The 12,669-nt window shown below is 57.7% G+C and carries 16 protein-coding genes; 3 read left to right on the forward strand and 13 right to left on the reverse strand.

The window, feature by feature from the left end; translation table 11 throughout:
- Window position 1: 1 nt before the first annotated feature.
- From rplT to thrS, 4 genes are read right to left on the reverse strand one after another with little or no spacing between them, the layout of a single operon-like run.
- A complete protein-coding gene (gene rplT, locus BVK86_RS07675; RefSeq protein WP_007905879.1) occupies window positions 2-358 on the reverse strand; it encodes a 50S ribosomal protein L20 in 357 nt (118 codons plus the stop codon).
- 28 nt (window positions 359-386) lie between these two features.
- Complete coding sequence (rpmI, locus tag BVK86_RS07680; protein WP_002553160.1) at window positions 387-581, reverse strand: 50S ribosomal protein L35; 195 nt, start codon at window positions 579-581, stop codon at window positions 387-389.
- Between the two features lie 60 nt (window positions 582-641).
- On the reverse strand, window positions 642-1,193 hold the full coding sequence (gene infC, locus BVK86_RS07685) for a translation initiation factor IF-3 (protein WP_169843736.1): 552 nt from the start codon (window positions 1,191-1,193) through the stop codon (window positions 642-644).
- Window positions 1,193-3,115, reverse strand: coding sequence for a threonine--tRNA ligase (gene thrS, locus BVK86_RS07690; protein ID WP_075945855.1), 1,923 nt, complete (start codon window positions 3,113-3,115; stop codon window positions 1,193-1,195). Before thrS ends, infC begins: the two co-directional genes overlap by 1 nt.
- Window positions 3,116-3,488: 373 nt before the next feature.
- Between thrS and BVK86_RS07695 the strand changes: the two genes are divergently transcribed.
- Both BVK86_RS07695 and BVK86_RS07700 read left to right on the forward strand, forming a co-directional pair.
- A complete protein-coding gene (locus BVK86_RS07695) occupies window positions 3,489-3,791 on the forward strand; it encodes a hypothetical protein (RefSeq protein WP_075945856.1) in 303 nt (100 codons plus the stop codon).
- Window positions 3,792-4,084: 293 nt separating this feature from the next.
- Window positions 4,085-4,297 (forward strand): cold-shock protein, encoded by a 213-nt coding sequence (locus BVK86_RS07700; protein WP_003179963.1) that lies wholly within the window; start codon window positions 4,085-4,087, stop codon window positions 4,295-4,297.
- A gap of 71 nt (window positions 4,298-4,368) precedes the next feature.
- Here the strand turns inward: BVK86_RS07700 and BVK86_RS07705 are convergent, their stop codons facing one another.
- A complete protein-coding gene (locus BVK86_RS07705) occupies window positions 4,369-4,689 on the reverse strand; it encodes an I78 family peptidase inhibitor (protein ID WP_075945857.1) in 321 nt (106 codons plus the stop codon).
- A 166-nt stretch (window positions 4,690-4,855) separates the two neighbouring features.
- A complete protein-coding gene (locus BVK86_RS07710) occupies window positions 4,856-5,161 on the reverse strand; it encodes a hypothetical protein (RefSeq protein WP_075945858.1) in 306 nt (101 codons plus the stop codon).
- Between the two features lie 132 nt (window positions 5,162-5,293).
- Here BVK86_RS07710 and BVK86_RS07715 point away from each other — a divergent pair, with 132 nt between their 5' ends.
- Window positions 5,294-5,491: a hypothetical protein gene (locus tag BVK86_RS07715; protein WP_075945859.1), complete on the forward strand. Its 198-nt coding sequence runs from the start codon at window positions 5,294-5,296 to the stop codon at window positions 5,489-5,491.
- 33 nt (window positions 5,492-5,524) lie between these two features.
- Here BVK86_RS07715 and BVK86_RS07720 read toward each other — a convergent pair whose 3' ends face one another.
- Genes BVK86_RS07720 through BVK86_RS07750 form a run of 7 tightly spaced genes read right to left on the reverse strand, consistent with a single transcriptional unit; the run spans window position 5,525 to window position 12,519 of the window.
- Window positions 5,525-6,553 carry a nucleoside hydrolase gene (locus BVK86_RS07720; RefSeq protein ID WP_075945860.1) on the reverse strand — a complete coding sequence of 343 codons (1,029 nt, stop codon included), beginning with the start codon at window positions 6,551-6,553 and terminating at the stop codon, window positions 5,525-5,527.
- A gap of 43 nt (window positions 6,554-6,596) precedes the next feature.
- Window positions 6,597-7,001 carry a D-ribose pyranase gene (gene rbsD, locus BVK86_RS07725; RefSeq protein WP_075945861.1) on the reverse strand — a complete coding sequence of 135 codons (405 nt, stop codon included), beginning with the start codon at window positions 6,999-7,001 and terminating at the stop codon, window positions 6,597-6,599.
- Entirely contained in the window at window positions 6,998-7,915 is a 918-nt protein-coding gene (gene rbsK / locus BVK86_RS07730) for a ribokinase (protein WP_075945862.1), read from the reverse strand. The genes rbsD and rbsK overlap by 4 nt, the downstream gene beginning before the upstream one ends.
- A 47-nt stretch (window positions 7,916-7,962) precedes the next feature.
- A complete protein-coding gene (locus BVK86_RS07735; protein WP_075945863.1) occupies window positions 7,963-8,973 on the reverse strand; it encodes a LacI family DNA-binding transcriptional regulator in 1,011 nt (336 codons plus the stop codon).
- 3 nt (window positions 8,974-8,976) lie between these two features.
- A complete protein-coding gene (locus BVK86_RS07740; protein WP_075945864.1) occupies window positions 8,977-9,954 on the reverse strand; it encodes an ABC transporter permease in 978 nt (325 codons plus the stop codon).
- Window positions 9,951-11,504 (reverse strand): sugar ABC transporter ATP-binding protein, encoded by a 1,554-nt coding sequence (locus tag BVK86_RS07745; protein WP_075945865.1) that lies wholly within the window; start codon window positions 11,502-11,504, stop codon window positions 9,951-9,953. Before BVK86_RS07745 ends, BVK86_RS07740 begins: the two co-directional genes overlap by 4 nt.
- 55 nt (window positions 11,505-11,559) lie before the next feature.
- A complete protein-coding gene (locus BVK86_RS07750) occupies window positions 11,560-12,519 on the reverse strand; it encodes a sugar ABC transporter substrate-binding protein (RefSeq protein ID WP_075945866.1) in 960 nt (319 codons plus the stop codon).
- Between the last annotated feature and the right edge of the window lie 150 nt (window positions 12,520-12,669).

Consider the following 12,669-nt stretch of genomic DNA (forward strand, 5'->3'; position numbering starts at 1 on the left):
CTTAAGCCAAGGTGGCTTTAGCTTTCTCGACAATCGCAGCAAACGCCGCTTTTTCGTTCACTGCCAGATCAGCCAGAACCTTACGGTCGATCTCGATGGACGCTTTTTTCAGGCCGGCGATGAAACGGCTGTAGGACAGACCGTTGATACGAGCACCAGCGTTGATACGAGCGATCCACAGAGCGCGGAACTGACGTTTTTTCTGACGACGGTCACGGTAGGCGTATTGGCCTGCCTTGATTACCGCTTGCTTGGCAACACGGAATACGCGGGAGCGTGCGCCGTAGTAGCCTTTAGCAAGTTTCAGAATTTTTTTGTGACGCTTACGGGCAATGACGCCACGCTTTACACGAGCCATGAGTTACTTCCTCTATTCTTGACTAAAATTAACGAAGGCGCAGCATGCGCTCGACTTTTGCCACGTCAGACGGATGCAGCAAGCTGCTACCGCGCAGTTGACGCTTACGCTTGGTCGACATTTTGGTCAGGATGTGGCTCTTGAAAGCGTGCTTGTGCTTGATACCGTTAGCAGTTTTCAGAAACCGCTTAGCAGCACCACTTTTGGTCTTCATTTTTGGCATGTTCGGATACTCCGCATTCAGTTGATAAACATAATCAGAAGGCCTGCCGTGCCCTGTTGATTACTTCTTCTTTTTCGGGGCGATGACCATAATCAGCTGGCGTCCTTCCATCTTAGGATGCTGTTCGACCGAACCGTACTCGAGCAAGTCACCTTCAACTCGCTTGAGGAGTTCCATCCCCAGCTCCTGGTGGGCCATCTCACGGCCGCGGAATCGCAAGGATACCTTGGCCCTGTCCCCGTCACTCAGGAAACGTACCAGGTTGCGCAGTTTTACCTGGTAATCCCCTTCCTCCGTCCCTGGACGAAACTTGATTTCTTTTACCTGAATCTGCTTCTGGTTTTTCTTCGCTGCCGCAATCTGCTTCTTCTTTTCGAAGATCGATTTGCCGTAGTCCATCACCCGGCAAACTGGCGGGACTGCGTCGGCGGAGATTTCTACCAGATCAAGCTTGGCTTCTTCAGCAATACGAAGCGCTTCATCAATCGAGACGATGCCAATCTGCTCGCCGTCAGCGCCAATTAACCGAACCTCGCGTGCCGAGATATTCTCGTTGATCGGGGCTTTCGGTGCAGCTCGTTTATCTTGTCTCATTTCACGCTTAATAATAATTACTCCGAATCTTGGCGACCACGCCGGGAAATCGCTTGCGCGAGGAACTCGGCGAACTGGGCGACGGGCATCGAGCCCAGGTCAGCACCTTCACGAGTACGCACAGCGACAGTCTGCATCTCGACTTCCTTATCCCCAATAACCAAGAGATAGGGAACCTTGAGCAAGGTATGCTCGCGGATTTTAAAGCCGATCTTTTCATTTCTCAAGTCAGACTTGGCACGAAACCCGCTTTCGTTGAGAGTTTTTTCTACTTCGGCAACAAAATCTGCCTGTTTATCAGTGATATTCATGATCACTGCCTGGGTCGGAGCCAGCCACGCAGGGAATGCACCCTCGTAGTGCTCGATCAGAATTCCGACGAATCGTTCGAAGGAGCCCAGGATCGCCCGATGCAACATAACCGGATGCTTGCGGCTGTTGTCTTCGGAGACATATTCGGCGCCCAAACGGACAGGCAGGTTAAAATCGAGCTGCAGGGTACCACACTGCCAGACTCGGCCGAGGCAATCTTTCAGCGAGAACTCGATTTTCGGACCATAGAACGCCCCCTCGCCCGGCTGCAGATCGTACGGCAGGCCAGCGCTATCAAGGGCTGCAGCCAATGCTGCTTCGGCGCGATCCCACAACTCGTCGGAACCAACGCGTTTTTCCGGACGAGTGGACAGCTTCATCTCGACGTCTTTGAAGCCGAAATCGGCGTAGACGTCCATGGTCAGCTTGATGAACGCAGCGGACTCGGCCTGCATCTGCTCTTCGGTGCAGAAGATATGGGCGTCATCCTGAGTGAACGCACGCACGCGCATGATGCCGTGCAACGCACCTGATGGCTCGTTACGGTGGCAGGCACCGAATTCGGCCAGACGCATCGGCAACTCGCGGTAGCTCTTCAGGCCCTGATTGAACACCTGCACGTGGCAAGGGCAGTTCATTGGCTTGATGGCGTAGTCGCGGTTTTCCGACTGCGTGGTGAACATGTTGTCGGCGTAGTTGGCCCAGTGCCCGGATTTCTCCCACAGGCTGCGGTCAACGACTTGTGGCGTCTTGATCTCCAGATAGCCGTTGTCGCGCTGAACCTTGCGCATGTATTGCTCGAGCACCTGGTACAGCGTCCAGCCGTTAGGGTGCCAGAACACCATGCCCGGCGACTCTTCCTGGGTGTGAAACAGGCCCAGGCGCTTGCCGATCTTGCGGTGATCGCGCTTCTCGGCTTCTTCAATGCGCTGGATGTAAGCGGCGAGTTGCTTCTTGTCGGCCCAAGCGGTGCCGTAAACGCGCTGCAGTTGCTCGTTCTTGGCGTCGCCGCGCCAGTAGGCGCCGGACAACTTGGTCAGTTTGAAGGATTTCAGGAAACGGGTGTTCGGCACATGCGGGCCACGGCACATGTCCACGTATTCTTCGTGATAGTACAGGCCCATGGCCTGTTCGTTCGGCATGTCCTCGACCAGGCGCAACTTGTAGTCTTCGCCGCGGGCCTTGAACACTTCGATCACTTCGGCGCGCGGAGTGACTTTCTTGATCACGTCGTAATCTTTTTCGATCAGCTGCTGCATACGCTGTTCGATAGCGGCCAGGTCGTCCGGAGTGAAAGGACGCTCGAAGGCGATGTCGTAATAGAAGCCTTCATCGATGACCGGCCCGATCACCATTTTGGCAGTCGGATACAGCTGTTTGACCGCGTGGCCAACCAGGTGAGCGCAAGAGTGGCGAATGATCTCCAGCCCCTCTTCATCCTTTGGCGTGATGATTTGCAGCGTCGCGTCGCTGTCGATGATGTCGCTGGCATCCGCCAGCTTGCCATTGACCTTGCCGGCCACGGTGGCCTTGGCCAGGCCGGCACCAATGGATGCGGCGACCTCGGCGATGGAAACCGGGTGATCGAATGAACGTTGACTGCCGTCGGGAAGAGTAATAGTTGGCATGGCGCCTCCTCTCCTAGTGGTGACCCCTACCAAAGGTCACGTGGGTTGGGATGAGCCAGTACAAGATCCGATCCAGGCCATTCAATGACGAACGCCTGCCTTACAGCGGCAGGAGCCTTGCGGCCAACCGGAAAATCGAACCAGAGTGACTGGGATTCAAATCAGGGTTATTCAGGCAGTTGCCGCATGCGGGACCTTAGATCGACCGAAAGCCTGCAAAGCCTGAGCGGGGCATGCTAGCACAGATGAACGGTCGTGGCTGCGCGCGGGTTTTCTGCCAAGGCAAATCCGCTGTTTTTGTGCCAGAGTGCTGAACTAGATCCGTGCTTTACCCCTCAGATAAAAGACATTGACCCACAAGGAGCATCCCGGCATGCGTCTGAATCGTTTGTTCGCTGTAGTCGCACCTATCGTTCTGCTGTTGCCGCTGGCCGCGCACGCCGAATGGCCCAAGGGCGAGCGCGAAAAATACATGGCTCAGTGCACTCAAGCGGCCACTCCGCAAATCGGTGCTGCGGCTGCTAAATCTCACTGCGCTTGTGGTGCCGATGCGATCAAATCGTACCCGGCCAAGGACCTTCAGTCCTTGATGGACAACACGGCCAGCGACGGGCTGAAACAGCAAGCCCTGACTCAGATTGCCAAGTGCAAGGCCAACGTTCCGGCGAAAAAGTAAGCTTGAAAAGGCCCTGTAAAAGCGATTTCAGCGGTTAAAAAGCCTCTGAAAATCGCTTTTTCCTACAGTTTATGCAGGTTTTACAGCTTTTTTTTATCGCCTTTACTTTCCGCTGAAAGCCTTTTAAATCGGGGCTTTCAGCCATATCAGGCCGCAAAGAAAGCGTGACTGCAGGGCAAACAACACCTGCGGGGGGCTCCCAAAGCGCACATTTCGACTATGATACCCCGGTGTGCCCAGTTGGCCTGAGCAGCACAGTACTACTGAAAATATATGTTTCTTGGAGATACACCATGTCTAATCGCCAAACCGGCACCGTTAAATGGTTCAACGATGAAAAAGGCTTCGGCTTCATCACTCCTCAAGGTGGCGGTGACGACCTGTTCGTACACTTCAAAGCTATCGAAAGCGACGGTTTCAAAAGCCTGAAAGAAGGCCAAACCGTTTCCTTCGTGGCTGAGAAAGGCCAAAAGGGTATGCAAGCTGCTCAAGTTCGCCCAGAGTAATTTCCAGGCGCACTAAAAAAACCCCGTCCATGTGACGGGGTTTTTTATGGGTGACACAAAAGCCTGAGCAATCAGCCGCAGTTGACGCGAGTGACTACGCGATTGGCATCAGTATTCAGGTTCAGGCGATCGGAGCGGTATTCCAGCGTAACCATGTCCGCCGGCTGCAGGAACCGCGCATTCTGCGCGCCAGCACGGGTACGCGCCTGCTCCAGCAACTCTGGCGAAGCTTGTTTGCCGATGGTGAACTCGGCCGCTTTGGCCTCGCAACGGCTGTGACCTGTGTCAGTCGTCGTTACAGGGTCCATTGCCGACTCGGTGGTGGCAGTGCTGCAACCGGCCAACGTTGCAACGGCCAACAAAGTACCCAATGACGCGAGCTTCCAAGGCATGAAGCCTCCTTTTTTCGGTAGTTAAGCTGAGATCGTGCGACCGCCAATCCGGCGTTTGGTTTCACAGGGCATGCTGTCAAACCGCCCTCGCCGCGCAAAACGGCAAGTTTGCCTGAGCAACACCCTCACCTTCTCTGTTCAATCGTGACTGAATATGAAACAGCGCTCAATAGACGTCGATGTAATCGAACGCCGGCTTCGGCCAGTTCTGTTTCAGCGCATTGTAGACCTGCATGACCCAGACTTCATCGCTCGCAGCCACGCGGCCGACATAACCCGAACCCTTGGCCCAGGTTTCCAGGCGAAACAGCAACCCGTCGATGTCGCTACCGCCCACCACGCCCGATGAAATAAAGGCGATGCCGCCCTTGGTCACACGCAGCTGCGTGTGCTCATCGTCGCTGGCCGACGCCAACAATTGGCGAACAGCTTCAAGGGTCAAGCCGTCGGTTGTGTTCAAATCGATCTGCACAGAGCGGTCCTTGAAAAGAGATCAAAGACCAAGTGTCGCATAGCCCTCCACTCATGCCTAAGTCGGAGTGCCAAACGCGCCGCAAAATGGTTAACTCGAGGTTCAGACTTCCTCGACCGCACGAGCACAACCATGACCACCATCGCCATCGACGCCGCCATTAATGCCAAGTGGTCAGAAGGTCACAGCTCCTACAGCCCAGGCAGCCCGGAAGAGCTTGCAATCATCAGCATTGACTTATTGGTCAAGGAACTGGGCACCGAGGCCGCCCAGTCCTTTATCGAGCAGATTTTCGAGAAATACCACTGCACCGCGCCTGAGCGCGCGTAACAACCCCACAAGTGAACACCTGTGGGGCAAGCGTCACTTCAATCGGGCCAAGCGCTCGGTCAACAGATCAAAAAAGCCTTGGGCATCGCCGCTTTCAACCCAGAAAGCGTTCTTCGGCGCTTTCAACGTGTCGTACCAATCGACAATGGTTTGTCCAAAGGTCGGGCCTTCGCGACTGTCGATCACCACATTCACCGGGCGTCCGCTGAACAGCTCGGGCTTGAGCAGGTAGGCGATCACCGAGGCATCGTGCACCGGGCCACCCGGTATGCCGTAATGCTCCATATCACCCTTGACGTACTCATTCAGGATTTCGCCTACCCGTTTGCTGGCATTGTTGTTCAACGCAGCAATCTGCTTCAGGCGCGCCTCGCTGGTGAGAATCTTGTGAGTGACATCCAGAGGCAGGTAAGTCAACTTCACGCCGCTTTTGACCACCACTTCGGCAGCGTGTGGATCGGCAAACAGGTTGAATTCCGCCACCGGGGTAATGTTGCCACCGTTGAAGTGTGCACCGCCCATGATCACCACTTCATTGATGCCCTGAACGATTCCCGGCTCCTGAATCAACGCCAGGGCCAGATTGGTCTGCGGTCCGAGAATGGCGATGGTGATGCTGTGGGGCCTGGCCGACATCAGCGTATCGATCAGGTAGTCGATGGCATTGCCCTGCTCCAAACCTTTCTTCGGTTCGTACACGGTGACACCCGACAGCCCTTCCTTGCCGTGGATATTCTCGGCATAAATCGGCGTGCGCATCATCGGTTTCGGCGCCCCGGCATACACCGGCACCTCTTCACGCCCTGCCCACTCGCGGGCCAACCGCGCATTACGGGAGGTTTTGTCCAGTCGTACGTTGCCGGCGACAGTCGTCAACGCCCGAACGCTCAATTCATCCGGCGATGCCAGGGCCAACAACAGGGCTACGACATCGTCGGCACCGGGATCGGTGTCGATGATCAGATCAATCTTTTCCGCCGCCTGGGCGCCGGTGGCGGTCATCACGGACAAAAGCAGCAAGCTCCGAAGCAAGTGGCGCAGTTCAAGAATATAGCGGTACATGGTGCACTCCTTGTGCAAGGTGGATCAGGGAGACAATTGCCAATCAGAATGTTACCCCGGCGATCAGCACGACGTTGCAGTACGGCTGGCACTCGCCGGTACGCACGACCGCTCGAGCTTGTCGGGTGAGGATTTTGAACTGCTCATGACTGAGCAACTCGCGACGCCCCAGCGCCCCGTCGGCGTTGAGCTGATCCAGAGTGACCAGTGCCGAGGGTTTCTTCTCGAGAATTTCCTGCGCCAGCACATGGCTTTCAACCTGCATTTCGCTGAGCACAACTCTAAGCGTAGAGATGAAATCCGGAATGCCATGGGTCAGGGCCAGATCGATCAGCTCAACACCAGGAGGCACTGGCAGACCGGCGTCACCGATGACCACCCTGTCGCCATGGCCCAGTGATGCGATCAGGCGCGACAGTGCGACGTTGAGCAACGGTGTTTTTTTCATGGTGTCTTGAATGCCTGAACGTCGGACAAGGAAGGAATAGAGGGTTGCGCGCCGGCACGGGTCACCGACAACGCTGCGGCAATCTGGCCAAAACCAATCGCTTCGGCTTCGCTTCGGCCAACAGCGAGTGCGGCGGCAAAACCACCGACGAACGTATCGCCAGCTGCAGTGGTATCGACCGCTTTCACGGCAGGCGCCGGAAAATGCGCGAAGCTTTTTCCATCGGCAAACAGCGATCCTTCGGCACCGAGCGTGATGATCACCTTGCCGGCACCCATTTCGATCAAACGGGTCGCAGCGGCTTCTGCACTTTGTCGAGAGTCCACCGGCAAGCCACTCAATGCCGATGCCTCACTTTCGTTGGGAATCAGGTAATCGATGTTCGCGTACCAATCCGCCGGCAACGGCCGACTGGCGGGGGCCGGATTGAGAATCACGACTTTGCCCAATTCTCGAGCACGCTTGAGCGCATGGCCAACCGTGGCGTCCGGCACTTCAAGCTGGCAGATCATGACATCGGCAGCTTGCAGCACCGCATCAAAACAACCGATCAGCGATGGCGTCAGCGCCCCGTTGGCGCCAGCGACAATCACAATCGCGTTCTGACTGTTGTCATCGACCACAATCAACGCCACACCACTGGAGCCTTCAACGCTGCTGACCGCCTGACAATCGATCTGCTCGGCCAACAGGGCATCGCGCAGTTCTTTGCCATAGGCATCGCTGCCCACGCAGCCAACCATTGATACCTGAGCACCCAGTCGCGCGGCGGCCACTGCCTGATTGGCGCCCTTGCCACCGGGAACCGTGGCAAACGATTGACCGATCAGCGTTTCGCCGCCACGCGGCAACCTCGGCGCCCGGGTGACCAGGTCCATGTTAAGGCTGCCTATTACCACTACTTTTGCTGGCATACATCACTACTCATAAATTCTGTTTCAGCGTTCGCTGGTTATCGGAACTACGCGAACAGACCGGTCAGCGGCGCAGTCGATTCGCGCATGACAATGCTCGGTGTAACGATCCGCTGCCGGGTGGCCAGATCCGGCGTAGCGATCCGACGCAGCAGCACTTCAGCCGCCATCTCGCCGAGCTGCAGGATTGACTGGCCCACGGTGGTCAACGCCGGATAGACGTAGCGGCTCATCTGGATATCGTCGAAGCCGATGACCGACAACTGCGTCGGCACTCGTATGTTGCGTTCGGCCGCCGCTCGCAGCACGCCGATACCTATCATGTCGTTGGCAGCGAAAATGGCGCTGGGCGGATTGCGTTCAAGCAGGATAGCGGCGGCGTTGTAGCCACCGGTGCTGGTGAAGTCGCTTTCCAGCATGCGCTCTGCCGGTACCTTGAGGCCCGCGTCTGTAAAGGCTCGGCAAAAACCGGCCAAACGCAGTTGCGCCACGCTGGTGGTGGCCGGGCCGCTGATGGTGGCGATATCCCGATGCCCTAACTCCAGCAGATGCCGGGTCGCCAGGTAGGCGCCATACTCGTGGTCGATACGAACCAGGTCCGCGTCGACGCCTTCGAGACTACGGTCGACGATCACCATGGGGGTGCGCACGCCGGCCAGGCCTTCTGCCAAGCCGCTGTCGCCACCCGCCGAGGCGACGATCAGCCCGTCGACTCGTTTTTCCAGCAACACACGCAGGTAGCTGCGCTGTTTGTCCGGGTTGTCGTCGGAGTTGCAGAGAATCACGCAGTAGCCGTTACGCTCGCAGTAATCCTCAATGCCCCGGGCCAGCTCGGCGAAGTACGGGTTGAGGCTGTTGGGCACCAGCAAACCGATGGTGGCCGTTGTTTTTGCCTTCAGGGAGCGCGCCACGGCACTGGGGACGTAGTCGAGGGTCTTGATCGCCTCCTCCACCTTGATCCGCACTTCCTTGCTGACCGGCCGGGTTTTGTTCACCACATGGGAAACCGTGGTGTAGGAGATGCCCGCCAGCGCTGCCACATCTTTGATCGTTGCCATGACTCAGGCCCGCCGACTTGCGCGCTGACTGCGGTAAGTATCGAGCACCACCGCGACCACGATGACCGCGCCGGTGATGATGCGCTTGGTCGGCTCGGTTGCACCGATCTGCGCCAGGCCGGCTGCCAGTACGGAAATGATCAACACACCGAAGAAGGTGCTGATGACCGAGCCACGCCCGCCCATCAGGCTGGTACCGCCGATGACGACGGCGGCGATCACCTGCAGCTCGAGGCCAGAGCCGGCATTCGGGTCCGCCGCTTCCAGCCGCGAAATCTGGAACAGTGCGGCGATGCCGGCCAGCAATCCCATCAGGCTGAACACCAGGATCTTGTAAGGCTTTGGATTGATACCGGCCAGCCGAACCGCTTCCTCATTGGTGCCGATGCCAATCAGGTAGCGACCGAACACGGTACGGGTCAACACCGCCTGAGCGATGAAGATGATCAGCAAGGCGATGATGAACGATGGCGAAATCCCGAAAGCGATCGGGTTGGACAACCAGGCGAAGGCATCGCCGATGTACGCGGTGCGCGAGCCGGTCATCTGATACGCAACACCGCGCGCCATTTCCAGCACGCCGAGGGAAACAATGAACGATGGAATGCGCCACGCCACGGTGATCGAGCCGGTGATGGTCCCCGCGAGCGCGGCGGCCGCCATGCCGAGCAATGCTGCGGGCAGCACGCTCCAGCCCCAGCCGAGAATCGCCACGCTGACCGTCGACGCGGCCAGCGCCAACACCGACCCCACCGACAGATCGATGCCACCGATGATCAGCACGAAGGTCATGCCGACCGCCAGGACCATCAGGTCCGGAATCTGGTTGGCCAGGGTGCTGAACGTGTCGTAGGACAGGAAATGGCTGCTCAGGAGCGAGAACAGCACGACCATCGCCAGCAAGGCACCGGCCAGGCCCAAATAAGTGCCCAGGCCGTAAAAATTGCCACTGCGTTTGCCGGCGGAAGTTACGGTTTTCATGGAAGGTCCCTTGGCGCTGCTTCGTTGAGCAGCGCATCACGTTTTTGATAGCCGGCAAAAGCGGCGGCAAGCAAGTCATCCTGAGTCCAGCTGTCGCGTTCGAAGGTATCGATCAGACGCCCCGCCGAGAGCACGCCGATCCGGTCGCAGATCAGCATCAATTCACGCAGGTCGCTGGACACCACCACCAGCGCTTTACCCTGTCGGGTCAATTCACCGAGCAGTGCATAGATGTCGAACTTGGCACCGACATCGATGCCCCGGGTCGGCTCGTCGAACAGCAATACCGAACAATCGCGCTCCAGCCAGCGGCCAATCACCACTTTCTGCTGATTGCCTCCGGACAGTTCGGATACCAGTTGCGTCGGGCCGGAACTACGGATGCGCATGGCGTCGATCTGACGCTGAGCCAGAGACGCTTCGTCGACTTGATTGACGAACCCGCCACTGGAAATACCCGACATGTTGCCTAAGGCAATGTTGGCGCCGATTGACTGAGTCAGCAGCAGGCCTTCGCCTTTGCGGTCTTCGGTGATCAGGGCGATGCCGTGACCGACCGCGTCCACCGGCGACCGGATGCTGACGACCTTGGCGGGAGAGCCCAACGCTACAGTGCCGCTGTCCGCGGTGTCGGCACCGAAGATCAGCCGCAGCAACTCGGTGCGCCCTGCCCCGATCAAACCGGAAATGCCAAAAATCTCACCGGCGCGCACTTCGAAGGACACGTCACGTACCTTGTCGGCGCGGGACAGGCCTTTGACCGTCAATGCCGGAGCACCAATGTTGCGCTGGCCCATGTCGATGTGTTCGCTCAGTTCACGCCCCACCATCAAGGTAACGAGTTGCTCACTGTTGTAATTGGCCATTGGCTCGACGCACACCAGATTGCCATCGCGCAGTACCGCAATACGCTGGGCGACCCGGGCAAGTTCTTCGAGGCGATGGGAGATGTAGATGATCGCAACGCCACGTGCTTGCAGGCGGGTGATCTGTTCGAACAGCATCTCGACTTCACGAGCCGTCAGCATCGCGGTCGGTTCGTCGAGGATCAGCACATGGCAATCGCCGATCAGGTTGCGGGCGATCTCGACCATTTGCTGGTGACCGATGCCGAGCTCGCCGACCAGTGTGTCCGGGTCGATGGCATCGAGCCCGACCTGGGCCATGGCTTCAATCGCCGCCTTGCGCAGTTGCTTGCGGCTGATCCAGCCGCCATTGCTCGGCAGGTTATCGAGAAACAGGTTTTCCGCCACCGACAAGGTCGGCAACAGATTGAGTTCCTGCATGACCATGCGGATGCCCAGGTCTTCGGCCTGGGTGCGGCTCCCGGGGCGGTAATCCTGTCCCTGAAACTGCATCTGGCCGGTGGTCGGCGTGACCAGCCCGCCGATGATCTTCGACAGCGTACTTTTGCCTGCGCCATTTTCACCGGTCAGCGCCAGCACTTCACCGCGCATGAGCGTCAGGTCGATGCCGGACAGAACCGGTTGGGCGTAGGTCTTGCCGATGCCGCTGACCGAAAGGACAGCGTTCGGGTCGCGAACGGACATAAAAACTCTCCATGCGCTCGCCCGGACAGGCGAGCGCCGTTGTGTCGCCAGAGGACTACTTTTTGGTAACCAGCTCTACCGGCGTCTCGATCACGCCATTGGCGCTGCTCTCGACTTTCTCGCCCTTGATGATCTTCAGTGCGGTCTCGATGCCGAACACGGCTTGCTTGGCAGCAAACTGATCGGCTGTGGCCAGCACGCGACCGTCAGCGAGCATCGGCTTGATGGCATTAATGTTGTCGTAGCCGACCACTTGCACCTTGCCAGCCTTACCGGCTGCGCGCACGGCAGACACAACGCCGACCGCCATGCTGTCGTTACCGGCCAGCAGGGCTTTGGTGTTCGGGTATTCGCTGAGGATGGAGGCAGCGACTTTGTTGCCCTTGTCGATTTCCCAGTCACCGGACTGAACCGACACCACCTTGATCTGCGCCGCTTCCATCGCATCCTTGAAGCCTGCAGTGCGAGCTTGGGCATTGGTGGTCGTGGACACACCTTCAATGATGCCGACTTCGTCACCTGCCTTGAGCTGCTTGGCCAGGTACTCACCCACCAGTCGCGCGCCTTTGCGATTGTCCGGGCCTACGAATGGAACATTGATGTTCTTGCTTTTGACCACGGCGGGATCAAGCTGATTGTCGATGTTGATCACGGTGATACCGGCATCAATGGCTTTCTTGATCACCGGAACCATGGCCTTGGAGTCTGCCGGAGCAATCACCAGCGCGTTGACCTTGGCGAGGATCATTTGCTCGACGATACGCGTCTGGCCGGCGGTATCCGTTTCGTCCTTGATCCCGTTGGAAATCAGGTCGAATTCACTGGCGTGTTCTTTCTGGTAAGCCTTGGCGCCGTCTTCCATGGTCAGGAAGAATTCGTTGGCCAGGGATTTCATGACCAGGGCGACTTTAGGTTTTTCAGGCGTTTCGGCGAAAGCCGAAGAGACAGGCAGCGCGGCGGAAACGGCAGCCAGCATTGCGACAGCGAGAAGACGTCCAGCGAATGGCAGCTTCATGGGTTTACTCCGATCTTATGATTATTGTGAACAACGCTTGCGCTGGCGTAAGCTGCGTGCCCTGCGTCGATGGATTTAACCCGTCAGAAGAGGTGCGCAAACGTTTGCGTAGATCGGACTATGCGAATCTTGTCGAGATTTGTCAATGCT

The organism is Pseudomonas reinekei, assembly GCF_001945365.1.
Lineage (GTDB): Bacteria > Pseudomonadota > Gammaproteobacteria > Pseudomonadales > Pseudomonadaceae > Aquipseudomonas > Aquipseudomonas reinekei.

Coding starts and splice junctions, on each gene's coding strand:
- rplT (WP_007905879.1), bottom strand. CDS start 358: ATGGCTCGTGTAAAGCGTGGCGTCATTGCCCGTAAGCGTCACAAAAAA.
- rpmI (WP_002553160.1), bottom strand. CDS start 581: ATGCCAAAAATGAAGACCAAAAGTGGTGCTGCTAAGCGGTTTCTGAAA.
- thrS (WP_075945855.1), bottom strand. CDS start 3,115: ATGCCAACTATTACTCTTCCCGACGGCAGTCAACGTTCATTCGATCAC.
- BVK86_RS07695 (WP_075945856.1), top strand. CDS start 3,489: ATGCGTCTGAATCGTTTGTTCGCTGTAGTCGCACCTATCGTTCTGCTG.
- BVK86_RS07700 (WP_003179963.1), top strand. CDS start 4,085: ATGTCTAATCGCCAAACCGGCACCGTTAAATGGTTCAACGATGAAAAA.
- BVK86_RS07705 (WP_075945857.1), bottom strand. CDS start 4,689: ATGCCTTGGAAGCTCGCGTCATTGGGTACTTTGTTGGCCGTTGCAACG.
- BVK86_RS07715 (WP_075945859.1), top strand. CDS start 5,294: ATGACCACCATCGCCATCGACGCCGCCATTAATGCCAAGTGGTCAGAA.
- BVK86_RS07720 (WP_075945860.1), bottom strand. CDS start 6,553: ATGTACCGCTATATTCTTGAACTGCGCCACTTGCTTCGGAGCTTGCTG.
- rbsD (WP_075945861.1), bottom strand. CDS start 7,001: ATGAAAAAAACACCGTTGCTCAACGTCGCACTGTCGCGCCTGATCGCA.
- rbsK (WP_075945862.1), bottom strand. CDS start 7,915: ATGCCAGCAAAAGTAGTGGTAATAGGCAGCCTTAACATGGACCTGGTC.
- BVK86_RS07735 (WP_075945863.1), bottom strand. CDS start 8,973: ATGGCAACGATCAAAGATGTGGCAGCGCTGGCGGGCATCTCCTACACC.
- BVK86_RS07740 (WP_075945864.1), bottom strand. CDS start 9,954: ATGAAAACCGTAACTTCCGCCGGCAAACGCAGTGGCAATTTTTACGGC.
- BVK86_RS07745 (WP_075945865.1), bottom strand. CDS start 11,504: ATGTCCGTTCGCGACCCGAACGCTGTCCTTTCGGTCAGCGGCATCGGC.
- BVK86_RS07750 (WP_075945866.1), bottom strand. CDS start 12,519: ATGAAGCTGCCATTCGCTGGACGTCTTCTCGCTGTCGCAATGCTGGCT.